The sequence below is a fragment of the Shewanella gelidimarina genome, from assembly GCF_023283945.1.
GTDB classification, from domain to species: Bacteria; Pseudomonadota; Gammaproteobacteria; order Enterobacterales; family Shewanellaceae; genus Shewanella; species Shewanella gelidimarina.
On record NZ_JAKIKW010000001.1, the window covers coordinates 33,679 to 52,639 of the forward strand.

Below are 18,961 nucleotides of genomic sequence, written 5' to 3' on the forward strand. Positions count from 1 at the left end.
CTAACGGATCAATAAAATGGCGGCGAGGGTAATAAAGACCCCACCGCTGGTGCGATCAAACCAATGTAGTTTGTTGCTGGATTTTAGTGTTGGCGCAAGCACATTTGCCATACACGCATAAATCATAACGAAGCTAAAGTCGACTATCGCCCAGGTTAGCGCCAATATGGCTAACTGTGGCCCTTGCGGCAGGGTGATATCGATAAACTGTGGGAATAGAGCGGCAAAAAAAAGTAGATCCTTTGGATTGCTTATCCCGACTAAAAAAGCCTGTTTAAATAGCTGCAGAGGTGCTCCACTACCTTTTGCTTGCGCTAGTTTGAGGCCTTGCCCATCAGCTTTGGTGAGCAGTAGCTTTATGCCTAGAAAGAGTAAATATGCGCCACCACACCATTTCAATATCGTGAAGCCATATTCCGTTGTATTTAATAATGCGCCCAAACCCGCGGCAGATGCCATCATCAATATGAGTGCAGATGTCACGCTGCCTAAAGCGGTCGCTAAGCAGCGGCTTTTACCATAATGAATACCGTGCCCCATGGATAAAACGGCCATAGTGCCGGGGGAGATAGCAATAAGCAGAATGGCGAAAAGGTATAGCAACCAAGTATCAAAAATCATAATATTTTATACAATGTCTAGGATCTGGCTGCACTATAGCGGGCAAATTATCTTTAGGCAATGAGGCTTAGCGCTGGAAATCAGGGATCACTTTGGGATGACGTCCCTTAATAGAGCGATAGAAAGCGATGATATTATCCATATCTTGTTGGATATCATCGGTGGTGTCTTTGCCCTCAGGAATGACAACGGTCTTACTGCCAAAATCTAACCCCACAGTGACGATGGGGACTTGAGCTTTACTGGCGATATGGTAAAACCCGGTTTTCCAACGTGTTACTGGGCTACGTGTACCTTCAGGTGCGAGTGCTAAGCTAAAGTTAGCATTGCTATTAAAGATCTCAACGACGGCATCAACCAAGTTATTATTCTTTCTTCTGTCTACCGGCACGCCGCCCATTGCGCGGAAGAACCAACCCCAAGGCGGAATAAAAAGCTGATGTTTACCCAAAAAGTTAACCTTGGCTCCCATAGCACCACGCGCGACTAGGCCAATGACAAAATCCCAATTACTGGTGTGTGGACCAACAATAGCGAGATATTGATGATGGGTTGGCAGCGCGCCGACTATTTTCCAGCCACTGGCTTTGAGTAAGAATTTGAAAAATGATTGAAACATGTAATGCAAACCGCCTTAACTTTATTCTTAGTATTATTGTTTTCTGTGACTTTTACCAATGAGGGACCATAATGGGTAGCAAGACGCCAGAAGCGAGTTTGGGTATAGTACACGCAATCACCAGAGGGAGAGAGTCATGTTTAAAAAAGGAATTAGCGCCTTACTGTTATGTTTAGCTTTTAATGCTAACGCTGTGCCGACGGATGATATTGCTAACATTTTGGCCGGACAGGAAGCTGCTTGGAATCGAGGCGATTTAGACGGGTACATGCAAGGCTATTGGAATAGCGAAAAAATGCGTTTCGTATCGAATGGCAAATTCCGCTATGGCTGGGAAGACACGCTCGCTGCTTATAAAAAACATTATCCAGATAAAGCGACATTAGGTCAGCTGACTTTTACTATCGAAGAAACTAAAATGTTGAGCAATTACGCGGCGATTGTTGTTGGCCGCTGGGCGCTAGAGCGGGCTAAAGATAATCCAAATGGTGTTTTTACCCTGTTAGTAGAGAAGATAGATGATCGCTGGGTGATAACCCATGATCACACTTCTGATTAGTCACTAAGCCTATAGATGGTGGCGCACGTCATCGCTTAGGCCGTAGAGTGCTTATAAGGTAAAATCATCTCGGCCTAGATCCCTGCCTTTGCCATCATAACGCACTTCAGAAAATTGCACTTTCCCATGCTTGTCCTTCAAAATGATACTGGTTGAACGGGTACCGTACTCTTGATGGTGAATATAGATCGATGAAAGGTGACGTTCCCACTCTAAACTTACCCCTGTTTGTGGTAATTCGGCATCTGGAGCCTGTGTTCCGTCCTTCATAATAGCCAACAGCGAATCAATACAGGGGGTACTATTATGGGTTATGTGCGCTTGAATCGCTTGAGTACCGCGTGACATCTTTGGCCATATATCATCAAGTGCGCCGTTACTGATAGAGTGAAACCCAGCCGTGAGTCGCATGAGCTGTTGGTTACGGCTATCAAAACAATATAACGCCTGTTCATCCCCATATAGCAGGTTAAATGGATTATAGAATGGGCTATAACGTGTTAACCATGGCTCATCTATGCCACCGTTCATTAGCGCGTTTAGGACCAATTCCCCGCGGCTTCTCATATCTGACTGAATTAACTCAGGGTCGCGAATATTGGTTAATCCCGCAACCATGCCATGTTGATTAACGCCAAGCCAAGTGCCGCCGGCCTCTAAGTCTTTGCCTGCGAGTAGCTGGTCATGACTGGGCCAGAAATGAGCAGGTTCGGTAGGGCGATGATGAAATTCATCACGGTTGGCGCAAATAATGAGTGGGTATTCAGGGTGCGCCTCGAGGGCGACAAATAGAATGCACATAAGCCAGAATAAAATGGAATGATGAGTACAGACTAATACCCATCCCCAAGAAAAGCTATTCTGGCTTAGTGATGATGACCATTGGCGTGGTTGTGCTCATGAGAGTGCGGCTTCGTTTTAAGTAACATGAGTCGGCTCATAAATTTACGCGGACCTAAGCGAAGTAAGCTAGCCGCAAACAAGGCCGCAACCACCCAAAGACTAATACTGTTGAGTAAGTGTGGTAAATGCCCCAATGCCTGCCATTGCGGTTGGATCCATTCAATAACGGCAAGTAAGCCAAAGAGTAGAACAAACAAGGCCACTCTTTGTGGCCAGTCCATCAACTTTAACTGCGCAAAGTTGATAATCGGTGCTGCAATTAATGGCAACAATACCGCTGTTGTCGTCCAGCCGCTATAAGCCAATGAAAGTGATAGTACTGCGGCGCCGAGATTACAAAAACGCATCGGTAAAAACACCAATAGTAATACGGCAACTTGCACTATGGGGTTGGATAAAGGCACCGCTGGATGACCAATTAAGTTGGCTAAAATAAGGCTAAGCACAATCCAAGGTGCACTGCGGTCAACTAAGTGAGCAAAACCAAAACGCACCGCTGAGGTTGGTAATGAGTCATGGGGATCTGTTGGTTCAACCTTGCAGTAAGTTAACAGCGCACCTATCAAAACGACTGAAATTGCTTGGATGAGCGTGAAAATAGGTCCGAGCAACAAGCCGGTAATGATAATAGCTTCAGGGCCAAGTAGTCGTTGTAACCAGCGTCGACTGAGCGCCTTATTTTGAGGTGTTAGCCCAAAGTAAAAACGAATGCTCGCAACGGCATAGCTGAGTAATAAGATCGGCGCGATGGTGAGCATCCAATCCAATAGATGTTCAGTTGAATGACTGTGCTGATGATCATTTCCACCAGAGTCCATCATTAATAGCAGAAAGAGCAGTCCGATACCGAGTAAACTTCCTATCCCCGCGTGGTACTCAAATCGACCCTGTTTATCTGTATTGGGTTGACCATGGGGTTGATGCAACACAACGTGCAATATGGAACCAGTAACAAATGCCTGTAAATAAACCGTATTTTCCAGGCTTAGATGCGACAAGAACTGTTCGCCAGCAAAGTAGCCAATGCCCGTAAGCAGCATCATACCGGTCAACACTAACATCGCCCAACGGCTACCGACTTGAGGCTTTAGCAGCCACCAGATAGCGACACCAACAGGCAAGCGATGCAAGATAATACCGAGGGCAAGCAGCGGTGAGTTACCGTCTTGCTGGGCCAAAATCATGGCTCCGCCATCAGTAATGGTATGCAGCAGTAATCCACCAACACCAAGGATAAGGGTCAGGTTATGGGTGACTTCAGAGTAACGATGAAATAAGCGTTCGCTCAGCGTGGGACCCCAAATACCAATGATGACAAACACAATAGCCAGAAAACCACCGTGCTCTAATAGTTCGGGTAAAATATGGATCAGCACTAAGCCACCCAGTGAAACGAATATAAATCCGTCTAGGCCTTTTTGTAACCCCGTTCCCGATGAAAAGAATCGGTAAAACAAGGGTCCTAATAATAGTGCAATACAGCTAGCTAAGAGATACAACATGGGGATCCCATTTTAAATCCGCGAGTGCGAAAAAACGCCACAGTATACCAGTGTTAAGGGTAATTAGCAGGGCGATAAGTTGAATTTACATTGATATATAACCACTGCTACATTCGTGTTAATTTTGAATGTATTGCTCATGAGTGTAAATATTCTATAACTTTTTATTAGCTTTGCTGTAAAACATTATAGAATAATCTTCTTTTCAAGTAATTAGGCGTCACCCAAGCAATGGATACAATGGATACTTTCTCAGCGGCAGTCATGCTATTTCTCATTATGGATCCGTTAGGCAACCTCCCCATATTTGCCTCCATCCTAAGGCATATCGAGCCGAAAAAGCGTCGTCGGGTGTTGATCCGTGAATTGCTATTCGCGTTAGCGATTATGATGTTGTTCTTGTTTGCGGGTGAAGCGATCCTTAATTTCCTTAATCTACGTTCAGAATCAGTGAGTATTGCGGGTGGTATTATTCTGTTTTTGATCGCTATTAGAATGATTTTCCCACAGCCCGGTGGCGTTGTTGGACTGGCGGCAGGTGAAGAGCCCTTCATTGTGCCAATGGCTATTCCATTGATGGCGGGACCTTCGGTGTTGGCAGCGCTCATTTTGCTTGCTCATACCGATGGTACTAGAATGATGGACTGGACTGTTGCATTGCTTGCTGCGTGGGGATTAAGTGCCATCATTCTATTGTTTTATAAAGTGTTTACTAAAGTGTTAGGAGAGAAAGGCTTAACGGCAGTAGAACGCCTGATGGGCATGGTGTTGGTGATGATATCAGTGCAGATGTTCCTCGATGGCATTGCAAGTTACATGAAGGCACTCTAACGGCAAACTTCAGTTTGATTGGTGTAACTTGCCGTTACGCCAATCAACATCCTAGGACTTAACCGCGAAATACAAATGTTGCAGAACAAATACTAGCCTGTAATACTCTGAATACAATATTCAAAAATTATAATAACAATCATGATTACCTGCCTACTGCTTTGTGCTGCAAGTCTGACCTCCATCGATGCTGTCGATTATCAAAATTTGCTGCCTTATCAGGGCGTGCCAACTTCAATGGAGCAGCGAGATAACAAAGGTAACTTGAGCATAGGCTCTGTATATGTCGATCAAGGCGCATGGCATGGTTTTCATTTACCTAACTCTGCTGAGTACTATGGCAGCTTCACTGGGCCGCTGTTTATTGCGCAAGAGTATAGTCTGCACCTTAGTGATAGTTTGCAACGCTTACAGCTGATCAACGTCACTACTGATAAGTTCTTATCTTTTGATAGTGCTGCCCAAATCGATATTCACAGCCAGCCAGATGGGTTGGTGCAAACCTATACATGGTCAGATATAAAAGTCAGTTTGAAACTGAGTTATAGCGACAACCGCACTGCAACGGTAATGACTGAGCTGACAAATCTTTCAAACCGCGATCAGCAATGGCAGTTAGTATGGCGTGGCCAACCTTTTTCCAGTCATCCAGAACAACCACAACACTCGCTCATTGCTGAGACTGAATCGAGCGCAAATCATATCAGCTGGCACTTTAAGCCTGTGATGCAAACATGGCGTATGCAACTCGCCGATGCCCAATATCAACTTTGGTTTGACCGTGACATGGCGATTAGAATCAATGCCCAATCGGGTTATTTGGCCATTGCGGAGCCGGTCACTATTGCCGCCAAGCAATCTTATCTATTCAAAAGTGCACAGCGTTATTTTCATAACGAGAAAGAGGCACAAGCGCATACGGATCCTGATTGGCAACTGATAAAGCAACAGCTGGAAGATAACCAACAGCGCTGGCAAAGCCGGATGGATAAGTTATTAGTCGGTGGCGATAAAACGGCCCGCCAACTGGCAGTCAAGAGCATGCAAACCATCATACATAATTGGCGCAGCCCTGCGGGGGCACTACAGCATGATGCTATTACCCCCTCAATCACTTATAAGTGGTTCAATGGCGTTTGGGCTTGGGATACTTGGAAGCAAGCGGTTGCAGTTGCACTATTTGAGCCTGAATTGGCTAAATCAAATGTACTGGCGATGTTTGATTATCAGTACACAGAACAAGATAAAGTACGACCGCAAGATGCGGGGAGCTTGCCCGATGCTATTTTTTATAATCAAGATGCTGAACGTGGCGGCGAAGGTGGCAATTGGAACGAACGCAATGGCAAGCCGCCATTAGCAGCATGGGCGGTATGGCAAATCTATCAGCAAGATGGTGACCGTGAGTTTATTAGCACCATGTACCCCAAACTTGTTGCCTATCATCAGTGGTGGTATCGCAACCGCGATAATAACGATAATGGTTTGGCGGAGTATGGTGCCAATCTTCATCCAGCGCACATTAAAGATGGCAAACTTAATGTTGAGGCCATTATAGAGGCCGCTGCTTGGGAGTCTGGTATGGATAACGCCCCAAGGTTTGATGCTGATACCAGCTTAAATGTATGGCAAAACCGTCAAGGTGGCGAAGTCGTAGGCTACTCAGTAGCGCAAGAGTCAGTTGACCTTAACGCTTATCTTTATGCTGAAAAGCGTTTCTTACAAGAGATGGCGAAGGTACTTAAGTTAACAGCAGATATCCAAAAGTGGGATGTAGAGGCAGCGCGGTTAGCCAAGCAAATCCAGATGCAGATGTATGATCCAGAATCGGGTTTCTTCTACGATATTCGCTATACCGAAACGGGTAGCGAGTTAATGATCGATAAAGGCAAAGGAGTTGAAGGCTGGTTGCCCTTATGGGCTGGTGCGGCATCGAATGCGCAAGCAAAAATCATTGTTGAGCGTCATTTGAATCTACAGCAGTTTGGCACCAAAATGCCATTTCCCACCGTCAGTGCCGACAGTCCTCATTTTGCGGCAGCGCAATACTGGCGTGGACCTGTCTGGCTCGATCAAGCTTTGTTTGGCTTACAAGGTATTGCTCGCTATGGTTACCATGAGCAGGCGCAAAGATTAGCACTGCAACTTGTGACCGAAGGCGAGGGGATTATTGGGCAAAGTCCCATTCGTGAAAACTATCACCCAATCACTGGTGAAGGCTTGCATTGCACTAACTTTAGTTGGTCAGCCTCAGTGCTATTGCTCATCTACGATGCTTGGTTAAGCGGGCCAGAGTAAGCATTCATCTTTCGTTTATGTTAACGATGACTGCTCTGCAGTTTGACTCATAATGTTGGGCTGGGTTATCTATATTGTTACTGATACTTATTGGCACCGCTTTTGTGACTAATATTTTTAGCCATATTGTGTGGTTTAGGTCTTTTACTGCAAACTCTCCTAAAATAGATAGATAAAGATGAAAACTAATTTGCAACAATGCGGTCTGATTATTAACAGGATGACAGCATTTGAGTGGGCATAAACGATATGCAGTACAAAGCAGCAATAAAAGGAGCGCTTGATATGAAGGGTCTTTTCCAAAAAAGTGCCGTTATTAGTTTTTTACTGAGTGCTTTGGTTGTGATGAATACAGCGTTGGCCGTCCCCATTGATGGCACCACCGCGGATGCAAATATTGTCGATAAAGAGCGTGTACTTTATTGGTTAATTAAGCGGGGAGAAGTCGCCAGCAGTGCATCTGATATAGAAAAAAAACAGGCTGTTGAAGCTTTTATAGCTCGCTCAAGAGGGGCGAGAAAAATATCGCTACGTGAAGCTCGGTACGAAGCGGCCCGCCTGCAGCAAAAAAAGCAAACAAATAAGTTTGTCAGTTTTACCGCAGCACAAACACAAAGTATCACCAATAAAACCGTTAAGGTGTTGGCGATATTGATCGATTTCCCCGATCTTCCTCATGACAAAAATGGCTTAAGCAGCAGTGATACCTCTATGTATTACAGCGCTTATACTGCTGAACATTATAACAACTTACTGTTTTCTACCAATGGTTATGCTGGCCCAACAGGGCAAACGTTAATGACAGGCTATGAGTATTATCAGGCTGAATCGGGTGGTAGTTTCTTTTTTACCGGTGACGTTAAAGGCTGGTACCGCGCAGCAAATAACGCGGCAGTTTATGGTGGAAACGATGATGCAGATGATGATATTGGGGCAATAGAGCTGGTTAAAGAAGCCGTGAGTGCCGCCATAGCCCAGATGAGTAGTACTGAATTAGCGACTTATGATGTTGAAGACCCGTTTGACGTTAACCAAAATGGCAACTTAAACGAACCTGATGGTGAGATAGATCATGTGATGATTTTCCACTCCAGCATTGGTGAAGAAACTGGGGGAGGAATGTTAGGTGCCGATGCTATTTGGTCGCATCGTTCATCAATCACTCCGTACACTCTCCCTGGAACCAATATGAAGCTGGCCAGTTATACTATTCAACCGATTGATGCGGCATTAGGTGTATGCGTACATGAATTTGGTCATGATCTTGGCCTACCGGATGAATACGACATTAGCGCAAAAGGCAAGGGCTCACCCGTCGGTTTTTGGTCTGTTATGGCTTCAGGCAGTTGGGCGGGTGCCATTCGAGGTACCGAACCCACTGGATTTAGCCCTTATGCACGTTCATACCTGCAAGGTAAATACCAAGGTAATTGGGTGTCTGAGCAAAAAGTTTTGCTAAACACACTCGACTCATCGGGACTGGATATCGCCTTAGTTGAGGCGGTGAATCATGATCAAGTTAATCAGGTATCACTGGCTATCCCTGCGGAAGAAGTTAGTTTTACCGCCCCTTATGCGGGGGATTACCAATTTTATTCTGATCAAGGTGACATGATTAATCATGCAATGTCGTTTGATATTGAACTCCCCGTAGCGACGCCGTTAACACTATTGATGAAAGCGCATTGGAGTATTGAGTTAGATTATGACTATGCTCAAATTATGGTTGATGGCATTGCGCTGGAAGGGCGATACACTAAAGCCAGCAATGAGAGAAATTCAGCACGTAACATTATCACGGGTAAGTCGAGTGATTTGGCTGCGGCTGAAGGGACCAATGGTTGGGTCGAACTCGAGTATGATTTAAGTCCTTATGCTGGACGCAATGTACGCTTAGCAATCAATTACGTTACAGATCAAGCCGTTGGAGATTACGGTATTGTGATTGATGACATCACCATTAATCAAGCCGATACAGCGGTGTTATTTAATGGTGCGGAAACTTTAACGGATATTGCTTACGCCGGTTTTTTACGTGTCACTGATACGCGACCAGGTAAAGATCGTCGCTACATTGTTCAACTACGGAGTCTCCAAGGCGTTGACAAAGGTTTGAAGAGTCAACGTTACGATCCTGGCGTGGTGCTTTGGTTAGAGAACAATGATTATAGTTCTAATGAAGTCAGTAATCATGCTGGGTATAGCTTGATTGGTGTCGTCGATGCCGATCAAAATTTGATTGGCAGCTTAGAGACTCAATTTCAGATCCGTGATGCCGCATTTAGCTTATTTAATCAGTCTTTTTTCAGTTATGGTGGCGCATCAGATGAACATTTATCAGCCCAAAAACTGTTTGAGGATTCGAACGACTATGCCGCGCCACTGCAGCCGGAGTCTGGTATGGCATTACCTGAGCTCGGTTTATCGATAGAGGTAATGACACAAGCAGAGAATAGCAGCAGCGCTACAGTGCAGTTTACTTACACTGGGATGGCTGAGCCATCGACAGAGTTGAGCGCTGTTATTTCTAAAAATCAGCAAGGTACTCGAGTTGATTTTTCCGCTGAGGTCAGCGGTGGCGATGGTAACTACCTCTATGCATGGGACTTTGGTGTTGATAATGCAGTGAGCACTGAAGTGACACCTAGCTACACCTATAATGATGCTGGCAGTTATTTAGTCACATTGACCATTACTGACGGTAATGGTGTTGAGTTTACCAATAGCACGACGGTCAATGTTAGTGTCACGCTTGATGTTAGTTTTACATTAACGGTGAGTGCTCTGTCGGTGACCTTTAATAATAAATCGGTGGGTGGCAGCGGTGACCTTAGCTATGCATGGCAATTTGGTGATGGCGCAATAAGTATCGAGACATCTCCATCACATACATACGCAGCAGCAGGCGAATATAATGTAATTCTCACAGTGACGGATAGTCTAGGTAAAATCGGTGTTATGAGCGGTATGATCAACGTCGCGTCAGCAGTGACAACCACCACGACTCAGAAGAGTAGTTCCAGCGGGGGCGGTTTAGGCATGTTATCGATAGGGCTCTTATGTTTGCTTGCGGGTTATCGCCGTAAAATTATGCTGAGTGGCCGAATAGACATTTGAACTTAGTTATTTAAACTTGGACAGTTTGGGCAAGCACTGTATTTGCGTAAAGTGGCTTGCCTTATTACTTTAATCTGAACAATGTAACGGCGATTAATTAGTGAGTGCCGCAATGGCCTTTTGAGCGGCTGGTAGGAATATTTCGCTAACAATGAGTTGTTCTTGTTGATGTTGGAAATAACGTCGACGCCCCCAAAGTGTATGGCTGGAATCTTGGTCTAATGATTCGGCGAGTTTGGCTATTTTGCTACAAGCCTCAAAATGTGCAACTTCGATTCTGCCTGGCGTGAATTCATCTTTAGAATAGAGCAACTCCCCTAGCGGTCTCGTACCTAAGCCCAGAAAGTCCTGCTGTTTTTTTTCGAGTAAGCGTCCAGGGATTAATGTACGAGCAAAAATCCAAGGCACGCCATCCAAGACTAGCAATACTTCACGGATCCACACTTGTTGATAATCGGGATACTCGTTGGTCAGCGGCGAAAGGGTGTCTTCACCTAGTACTTTTACTTCGAAATGTTGGCATTGAGCTTTTAGCTTTTCAGTCAAACTACTGGTGCTTAGCAGCCAATCTTTAAAAGGCGGCGAAGGCAAATTAGTTATTTTGTCTGGTGAAATCCACTTAATTGATTCACCATAGGGGAAGCTTAACCTAGTCACACTCATCTAATTCTCGGTACAATGTTAGCAAACCGAAGCAGTCTAGCATGCCAGTGTCATCCCAGATAGCCGTTGTCGGCTTTGAACGGGTAGGTTGGCGTGATAAGAAAATAGCATGAGGTTTTACCTCATCACATATCGACTAGGAGTCAGTTCCACAATGAAAACAATTATCGCGATATTACTCTTAGGTTTAAGCAGTTTTAGTCTGTTTGCTGCGAATGACAAACCGCTAGAGGAATACGCTTATTACGGTTTTGAGCCTGAAATCGTCACTAACTACATATCTAATCGAAATAAGCTGGGCTATGTCAGGCTCAGTGTTGAGTTAATGGTCAAAAATCCTGAAGATTTAGTGAGCTTGGAAAGACACGATCCATTATTACGAGCCGCAATCGTAGAGATTTTGGGTAATCAAACTGAAGATAAAGTGAAGTCGTTGACGGGTAAAGAGGAAATTAGACGTGAGTGCTATGAGATGGTCAATCGCCTACTAGAACAAGAAACAGGTAAAGATCTGGTGGTTAATCTACTTTTTACTAAATATCTATACGATTAACACCACCATAGCCGATATCGATTTTTACGCCGCCATAGTGAAGTTATGCTGCAGAGTGAACATGAATAAACCGAAGAAAACGCCTACGACGCGAGCATCTGTGACAACTGGTAAGCCAGCTCCAAAACTCAATAAAGGGATGCATCCGCGTAACCTTCACAATGCAGGCTATGACTTTCCCGCGCTAATGAGCAGTTATGGCGAACTTAAGCCATTTGTGAGTACTAATGCATTTGGTAATTTATCGATAGATTTTTCTGCGCCTAAAGCGGTTAAAGCACTCAATGCTGCTTTGCTTAAGCATCATTACGCTGTGAATGCTTGGGATATTCCGTCAGGATTCTTATGCCCACCGATCCCGGGACGGGCTGATTACATTCATCATGTAGCTGATCTGCTAGCGATAAAAAAATCGAGTAAGCAGCGTGTGCCTAAAGGTGAAAAAATTAGGGCGTTGGATATTGGCACTGGGGCGAATGTTATTTATCCGCTATTGGGGATCCAATCTTATGGGTGGCAATTTGTGGGTAGCGATGTTGATCCTATTTCAATCAACAATGCCCAACAAATTTTTGCTAATAACCCCGATCTTAGTAACAAGTATTCCTCTCGCTTACAGTGCAACGCCCAACATGTATTTCAAGGTGTTATTGTTAAGGGTGACCGTTTTGATGTCACTATCTGTAACCCGCCTTTTCACGCATCTCTTGCCGAAGCGAATGCCGGAACGACACGCAAACTTACTAACCTTGCCGCAAATCGTGCCGCTAAATCTGGGCAGAAAAGTACAGCTGCAGTACCACAAGATGATTCTGGAGTGCTTAATTTCGGTGGTCAAAAAGCGGAGCTTTGGTGTGAAGGTGGAGAGAGGCAGTTTTTGAGTAACATGATCACCGAAAGCCAAATGTTTGCCGATCAATGTTTATGGTTCACTACCTTAGTATCTAAAAAAGAGAATTTAAAGCCTGCGCAATCGTTACTGCAAAAAGTTAAAGCGCGTGAGATTAAAGTGATTGATATGCACCAAGGCAATAAAATCACTCGTATTTTGGCTTGGACCTTTCTAACTCTTGAACAGCAACAGCTATGGTTGCAATATCGCGATCAGTTTTAGCTTACCAATGTAATTGAGTTAGCAGCAGGGGTTAATACCGATGAGATTAGATCGGTAGTCAATTCAGAAACGCTCAAGAATTTTAAATTCGCGTTTAATTAGTGATTATTTTGTTGAGCTTTCCGTACCGGTTGTGGTTTGGGAAAACTGAAGTGTTAGCGATATTTGCGGATGTCCCCGGATATTGAAATCCATCATTCAGCAGTTGGAGATCTAACCGATGGGCTTTGTTAGGTATTTTATCGCGCCAAACTAGAAAAGCTGATGATAATATCACCCGCTTTTCTATGCGACGTTCTATTTGGCGTAACCACCAAGAAGTCTAGCAACTGTAGCGTAATCAAAGTACGTTCTACAAAGTATTTTAAACGCTATTGTCCATTCCAGAGTAGCTTGCCACAATCAGTTAAGTCATAACCCCCGAGTGTTGCTGCTAGTTGCTTTGTTTGTGGCTCGGCCAGTAAATTGAATAAACGTTGTAGCTGACGTCTGAAGTAAATGCCTTGTGGCATAACAAAATCAAAAGACTCTGTTACCAATGGCACAAAGCTTAAACCACTTTCAAGTGCTACAGATTGACAACCGAAACCGATATCCGCATCACTTCTGGCAATATAACCCGCAAGTTCTCGCTCGCTTTGTGCCACTAAACTTGAGTTTAATTGCTCAAACGCAGCGCCTTGCTTCATTAGCCACTGCTCTAAGTGTTGTTGACTGCCAGCGCCAGCCTGGCGTGCAACCCAGCGCCAAGACTGTTGGGATATTTTGTCGAGTTCTTGGCAACGGTGATGCATATCGGGGCGCATCATTAAGCCTTGTTTACGAGTATAACCATGCACCATCACCCATTGCTGGTGGTTTGCGTATCCTTGCAGTAAAGCAGGGTGACGAATTGCCCGCTCTTCAACGCTGCCCCAATGTAAAGTACATACATCAGCATAACCACGAGATAATAGGTCTAGCCCCAGACGGGAGCCCGTGGAGCTATAACTGATTAGCTCACTTTTACCAACCTGCGACATCATGCGTGCGACCAACATCGACAGTAAAGGGTCATCACTGCCAGTGATATGCATACGATCTGATAGCATACCGCTGTGGCAAGAGTCCATAATCCAACGGTCAATTAAGATTTTAGGAAAGAGCCATTTACCAGTAATTTTAGTCGCGGGAAGAATACGATCATTCGCCATTGAGTAGACTTTTTTCTCATTGAGATCAAGATACTCTGAGACCTGTCTAGCACTCATGTAGATCAGTTCTGTTGGCTCAGTCATTTTCTGTCCTTGTGGCGCAAAATCGTTTGGTCATTATTTGGCAGGTTAAATAGCATCAAATTCAATGTTTTCAGCACCATTATAAACTAAAAAGTGGCGACCTTTAGCGCGAGCTATCATAGTGATCCCCATTTGTTGTGCTAACTCTAAGCCCATTTGCGTGGCGCCACTTCGAGAAAGCAAAACGGGTATGCCCATCTTGGCCACTTTAATCACCATTTCTGAGGTTAAGCGCCCTGTGGTATAGAATAATTTATTGTGTCCGAAATCATGATTAAGCCACATCTCACCAGCAAGAGTATCAACCGCGTTGTGACGACCTACATCTTCAACAAAACCTTTTATCTGGTCGCCTTGGCATAAACCGCAACCGTGTACGGCGCCGGCATTCTTATAAGTTTCGTTATAGGCACTTATATTATTAAGTAAGCTATAAATTGTACTTTGTTTAATTTGTGGTGTTGTCAGATTGATATCATCGAGGCCAGCCATAAAACTGCCGTATACCGTCCCTTGTCCACAACCTGAAGTGACTGTTTTCTCTGATAGTTTTTCATCTAAGTCTTCGATTGTTTCACTGGTAATAATCGCGGCTGAGCTGACATCCCAATCGACAATGACAGATTCGAGCTTGCTCAGGTCAGAAATAAAGCCCTGATTCTTGAGATAACCTAACGCGAGAGCTTCTGCTCTGGCACCTAATGTCATCAAGGTCACTATCGGACGCCAGTTTAAATAAACAGTGAGTGGGCGTTCGCAAGCAATAAATTTATCCACTTTTTCGCCCTTCTCATTAATTGCTGTCACTGCAATTGTCAGGGGGACTTCGGTGTTAGTTTTGATTAAAGTTGGGTTGCTCTTGTTTGCTGTCATATAGCCCATCATCAGTTAAGAGAATTAAATACGTCTAATACTAAGCAATATCTGTACCTAACTTGATAGGAGATAAAGTTAGTGGCAGATCACATTTATTAGCCATCAGTCGCCCTTTTATGTCCTATCGCAGATTGCAATTTGGACAAAATGTCCTAGTCTTGGATGATATTAGTTGATCCAGTTCAAACTATTTTGCCCAAACTGTGTGGCACATAAATTGCTTTGTTAGATAAGTATCTATTTAGTTGGTCTGTCATTTAGGCAGCCATCTCAGGCAAGACGGAGACTGAATGCAACATACCGAAAGCCAATGGCCAATGTACGTTTCTCTTAAAAAGATTGAGACACAAGTCGGAAGATGGACCTCAGTACAGTGGGAAGTCGATCAAATACTTCCTGCTACCCACGCCGCACCAGAAGGTGCAACTCTCGTCTTGCTAGAACTGCATAAAGACGAACGCGGTAGTTACCGTATCAATATCGACATGGATAATGCGATGTTATACATCGTTTGTGATGAAAACCATGACGGTGACTGGATCCCCGCAGCCCTATCTGCTGATCAAAATGTTGCAGCAAGCTGCTTAGAAGGCGATACCCCGGTGCTTAATATTCTGATGCCACCCGCTATCGCGTGTTGGATTGAAGCGTTTATTACTCGTCATGGTGAAGTTGAAATTAAGGCTCACCGCCGCGCAAAACATGTTAACCGTCGTAAAAATGAAGGTCCAAGTACTAATCATTTAGCGGGTAACTCATGAGTGGTTTGCTGTCACGTTGGAACTTGCGTCGACAGAAAGTAGAGCAGGAAGCTGATATCGAGGTGTCTGAAGCCGTTGAGGAACAATCGGTAACAGCTGAACTCGCAGCGTCAGAGACGACAACCACAGCAGAAAGTACTGATGCTGAGGTCATTGAGTCCGGCGAAGAAACACTGCTGACTGCGGAAGACCTTCCAGATCCAGAAAAGATTGAAGTTGGTGGCAGTTTTGCCAGCTTTATGGGTGCCAACGTAGACCCTGCTGCTAAATCTGCTGCACTAAAAGCCCTTTGGAAACAGCCTCACTTTAGTGAAATTGATGGGCTGCTTGAATATGCACTGGACTACAGTAATCAACCTAAGTTGTCGGCTGAAGTATCTGCTGAATTGGCAAAGAAAGTATTCCGTCATGTCGTTGAAGAAAAAGATGATGAGGAGGAGAACGAAATTGAAACAGTTTCAGAGCTTGAGTCAGATGAGATGACCGACGCTGAAAATACTGTTGAAACTGAAGTTGTTAGCGATACTAAACAGGTATCGGACATTTTGGACGTTGATGATGATGAATTAGCCCAAAATGAACCAGAGCACCCAGACGTCATAACAAACAAAGTTGTTTAACGTCAGTATAGAGTGTTTTTAATTCCACAATATTGGTATGTGAATTGCTGTACTTAGGGTAAAGCTGGCGTTAATGATAGACGCATTAAATAAACAGCAACTTATAAGTATAGAAGCAGCCAAAGAACTGTTCAGGAACGCAATGTGAGCAATCGTGAAACACAAGTTGGACTCAAAGAGGTTCGACAACAGGTTCTTGCTGGGACCCAGGTTATTCAAAATCTAATCCCACCGACCGTGAGTTATACCACCGAGGGCAATGTGCTCGTTATCGGGCCAGAAGATTTGGCGCGTCTAGCAGCTGACAAATTGTCCCACATGGGTAAGTGTGCCATTTTGGCAAACGAAGCCATCACTAGCCAAGACGAAGCACATCTAGAGCTCGTCATGACTTCAGCCGAAGATGTTGAGAGCTATTACAACAAGCTTATCGAGATAAAAGGTTTCCTTGGTCAATTCCAAGTTAAAGTTGAACATGAAGAGGGTAGTGCGGATTTAAGTGTTGTTGCTATTCGTAAAGCGCATTTCGACTTGATTCTTGATTTGAGCATGAGTCCTTGTATTAACCTTGAAATGCTACCGCCTGGCTATTTTTATGTTGGCCAAGATCAAGCCAAACTAGCCGAAGCTATTGAGCAGTTACCCGATCTAATCGGCGAGTTCGACAAGCCGCGTTATATCAAAGTTAATAGCGACATCTGCGCACATAATCGTAATGGTAATGAAGGTTGTACTCGTTGCTTGAATTTCTGCCCCGCAGATGCGATTGCCAGTGTTGAGAAAAAAATCGAAATCGATCCATACCTCTGCCACGGTGCGGGTAGTTGTACGAATGCGTGCCCAACGGGCGCGATTAGTTATGACCTTCCGACTCCGCAATCTATGCATACCTATCTGAATCAACTGGTGACTCGTTTTCGCTCGAAAGCGCAAATAGCACCTGTCGTGTTGTTCCATGATATAGGTAAAGGTGCAGAACTGGTCACTGACCAATTAGCGGGCGATATTATCCCTGTTGAATTGGAAGAGATAACCGTCGCTAGTGTTGATCACTGGATGTCGTCTCTTGCCTGGGGCGCTCGTCAAATCTTGATCCTTAACACTGATGCTACTGCGCCGACACTCACTCAAATGCTGAAGGGTGAACTGGCGTTAGCCAACGACATTCTCGATGAGATGGGGCAACCACGCCGTATTAGCTTAATCAGTGAACATCACTTAACTGAAGCTGGTGCAGATGAATTATCTGAACTGCTGACTACCAGCGCAAGCTGGCCAGTTATAGTACCTGCAGAATTTGTGGCTACAACCAAGCGTGAAACGATCTATGAGGCTATCGATCATCTCAATAAGCAAGCGGCATCAGTCGACACTTGCCTGTCTCAAAGTAACATCCCTTATGGCCGTGTCAGCGTTAATGTTGAGAGCTGCACCTTGTGTATGTCTTGTGTGGCAACGTGTCCTACAGCAGCGTTAACCGACGGTGGTGACCTGCCTTCACTGCACTTTGTAGAGCAAGATTGCGTGCAATGTGGACTGTGTGAAGCCGCCTGTCCTGAAAACGTCATCAGCTTAACGCCGCAGGTTAATTTAGATAAAGCTGCGCGTCAGGCGCGTCAAACCTTACATGAGGAAGCCCCGTTTGAATGTATTACTTGCGGCACACCATTCGCAACGCAATCCATGGTCAAACGGATGTTAGAAGTGGTAGGAACCCACAGTGCCTTCAGTGCCAACACAGATCGTTTAAAGATGTGTGGCGACTGTCGAGTGAAAGACATGTTTGAAGACATTCTTCAAGATCCTGAAAAGCAACTGCGATAAGAGTTTAGCCATGACCGAATTAGTAAGAGAAGTTTCAGAAAACGATCAGTTGAGAGCGGATATTTATCAGCTACTAGCTGCACTATTACGTCGCCAGCCTAGCACCGAATTATTGCAGTTTTTAGCGGGATTAGAGATTGATGCTAATGACGATAGCGATATGACCAAAGCTTGGGTTGGACTCAAGTTGGCGGCAGAGCAATTCACTTCAGAGCAGCTTGAGGATGAGTATTTCGATATTTTCCTCGGTGTGGGCAGTGGTGAAATCTTACCTTATGGCAGCTGGTTTATGACAGGGTCACTAATGGATAAGCCATTAGCCTTGTTACGTAATGACCTAATGCAGCTTGGTTTCGAGCGCGAAGAGGAAGTGAAAGAACCTGAAGATCACGTTGCCGCTTTATGTGAAGTAATGGGCACTTTGATCCTTGAAGCACCTGGTTACCGCCAGCTCGCTTTCTATCAGCGTCATATCGGTAGCTGGATTGCACGTTTTTGCGAAACGTTAGCTAAAACACCAAGCGCGGCGTTTTACGCCACGGTAGCAGAACTTGCAAAAGCATTTTTCGTTATCGAAGCAAATGAATTTGAACAGTTAAGTTTAAATATTCCAGTTAACTGCCCAGGCAGCGAAGCGGAAAAGATTGAACCAAGCACTAATGAACTGGCTTCGTAAGCCACTGTAAGTGTAAGGCTGAATTTATGTCTGCTGAGTCTTAGAGTTAGCAGGCATAGACAAAAAAAGAGAGCAATCTCTACATTAAGTGAGTGGTAGGTTTAATTTTGATTAAGCAAATTATCTCAATATCAGTAAAACCAAAGG

Annotated in this window: 17 protein-coding genes; 10 read left to right on the plus strand and 7 right to left on the minus strand. The window is 44.6% G+C overall.

All coding sequences use genetic code 11. From position 1 onward, the window contains the following. Together L2729_RS00160 and L2729_RS00165 are read right to left on the minus strand one after the other, a co-directional pair. A complete protein-coding gene (locus tag L2729_RS00160) occupies nt 1-621 on the minus strand; it encodes a LysE family translocator (RefSeq protein ID WP_248986422.1) in 621 nt (206 codons plus the stop codon). 67 nt (nt 622-688) lie between these two features. Beyond that, nucleotides 689-1,240, minus strand: coding sequence for a lysophospholipid acyltransferase family protein (locus tag L2729_RS00165; RefSeq protein WP_248986423.1), 552 nt, complete (start codon nt 1,238-1,240; stop codon nt 689-691). A gap of 136 nt (nt 1,241-1,376) precedes the next feature. Here L2729_RS00165 and L2729_RS00170 point away from each other — a divergent pair, with 136 nt between their 5' ends. Then, a complete protein-coding gene (locus L2729_RS00170) occupies nt 1,377-1,799 on the plus strand; it encodes a YybH family protein (protein WP_248986424.1) in 423 nt (140 codons plus the stop codon). A gap of 51 nt (nt 1,800-1,850) precedes the next feature. Here L2729_RS00170 and L2729_RS00175 read toward each other — a convergent pair whose 3' ends face one another. Next, nucleotides 1,851-2,600, minus strand: coding sequence for an NRDE family protein (locus L2729_RS00175; RefSeq protein WP_248986425.1), 750 nt, complete (start codon nt 2,598-2,600; stop codon nt 1,851-1,853). A 65-nt stretch (nt 2,601-2,665) separates the two neighbouring features. Then, nucleotides 2,666-4,204, minus strand: coding sequence for a metal transporter (locus L2729_RS00180; RefSeq protein WP_248986426.1), 1,539 nt, complete (start codon nt 4,202-4,204; stop codon nt 2,666-2,668). 240 nt (nt 4,205-4,444) lie between these two features. On the opposite strand from L2729_RS00180, the gene L2729_RS00185 reads away from it, so the two are divergent. From L2729_RS00185 to L2729_RS00195, 3 genes are all read left to right on the plus strand, one after another. Continuing rightward, nucleotides 4,445-5,035 (plus strand): YhgN family NAAT transporter, encoded by a 591-nt coding sequence (locus L2729_RS00185; protein WP_248986709.1) that lies wholly within the window; start codon nt 4,445-4,447, stop codon nt 5,033-5,035. Between the two features lie 141 nt (nt 5,036-5,176). Further along, nucleotides 5,177-7,333, plus strand: coding sequence for an MGH1-like glycoside hydrolase domain-containing protein (locus tag L2729_RS00190; RefSeq protein ID WP_248986427.1), 2,157 nt, complete (start codon nt 5,177-5,179; stop codon nt 7,331-7,333). A 285-nt stretch (nt 7,334-7,618) separates the two neighbouring features. Further along, nucleotides 7,619-10,450 carry an immune inhibitor A domain-containing protein gene (locus tag L2729_RS00195; RefSeq protein WP_248986428.1) on the plus strand — a complete coding sequence of 944 codons (2,832 nt, stop codon included), beginning with the start codon at nt 7,619-7,621 and terminating at the stop codon, nt 10,448-10,450. A 93-nt stretch (nt 10,451-10,543) separates the two neighbouring features. On the opposite strand, the gene L2729_RS00200 is transcribed toward L2729_RS00195, so the two are convergent. Then, complete coding sequence (locus tag L2729_RS00200) at nt 10,544-11,113, minus strand: chorismate--pyruvate lyase family protein (RefSeq protein ID WP_248986429.1); 570 nt, start codon at nt 11,111-11,113, stop codon at nt 10,544-10,546. Between the two features lie 154 nt (nt 11,114-11,267). On the opposite strand from L2729_RS00200, the gene L2729_RS00205 reads away from it, so the two are divergent. Continuing rightward, nucleotides 11,268-11,666: a flagellar basal body-associated protein FliL gene (locus L2729_RS00205; RefSeq protein ID WP_101090122.1), complete on the plus strand. Its 399-nt coding sequence runs from the start codon at nt 11,268-11,270 to the stop codon at nt 11,664-11,666. Nucleotides 11,667-11,727: 61 nt separating this feature from the next. Further along, nucleotides 11,728-12,780, plus strand: a complete 1,053-nt coding sequence (rlmF, locus tag L2729_RS00210) for a 23S rRNA (adenine(1618)-N(6))-methyltransferase RlmF (protein WP_248986430.1) — start codon at nt 11,728-11,730, stop codon at nt 12,778-12,780. A 371-nt stretch (nt 12,781-13,151) separates the two neighbouring features. Here the strand turns inward: rlmF and L2729_RS00215 are convergent, their stop codons facing one another. Together L2729_RS00215 and L2729_RS00220 are read right to left on the minus strand one after the other, a co-directional pair. Further along, complete coding sequence (locus L2729_RS00215; RefSeq protein WP_101090120.1) at nt 13,152-14,057, minus strand: substrate-binding domain-containing protein; 906 nt, start codon at nt 14,055-14,057, stop codon at nt 13,152-13,154. A 45-nt stretch (nt 14,058-14,102) separates the two neighbouring features. Further along, on the minus strand, nt 14,103-14,930 hold the full coding sequence (locus L2729_RS00220) for a formate dehydrogenase accessory sulfurtransferase FdhD (RefSeq protein WP_232775011.1): 828 nt from the start codon (nt 14,928-14,930) through the stop codon (nt 14,103-14,105). A gap of 293 nt (nt 14,931-15,223) precedes the next feature. Between L2729_RS00220 and L2729_RS00225 the strand changes: the two genes are divergently transcribed. The 4 genes from L2729_RS00225 to L2729_RS00240 all read left to right on the plus strand — a co-directional run bounded on the left by L2729_RS00225 (nt 15,224) and on the right by L2729_RS00240 (nt 18,814). Then, complete coding sequence (locus L2729_RS00225; RefSeq protein WP_101090118.1) at nt 15,224-15,694, plus strand: DUF3305 domain-containing protein; 471 nt, start codon at nt 15,224-15,226, stop codon at nt 15,692-15,694. Continuing rightward, on the plus strand, nt 15,691-16,314 hold the full coding sequence (locus L2729_RS00230) for a DUF3306 domain-containing protein (protein ID WP_248986431.1): 624 nt from the start codon (nt 15,691-15,693) through the stop codon (nt 16,312-16,314). Before L2729_RS00225 ends, L2729_RS00230 begins: the two co-directional genes overlap by 4 nt. Nucleotides 16,315-16,458: 144 nt before the next feature. Further along, complete coding sequence (locus L2729_RS00235; protein WP_248986432.1) at nt 16,459-18,138, plus strand: 4Fe-4S binding protein; 1,680 nt, start codon at nt 16,459-16,461, stop codon at nt 18,136-18,138. A gap of 10 nt (nt 18,139-18,148) precedes the next feature. Next, nucleotides 18,149-18,814 (plus strand): TorD/DmsD family molecular chaperone, encoded by a 666-nt coding sequence (locus tag L2729_RS00240; protein ID WP_248986433.1) that lies wholly within the window; start codon nt 18,149-18,151, stop codon nt 18,812-18,814. Nucleotides 18,815-18,961 lie beyond the last annotated feature (147 nt).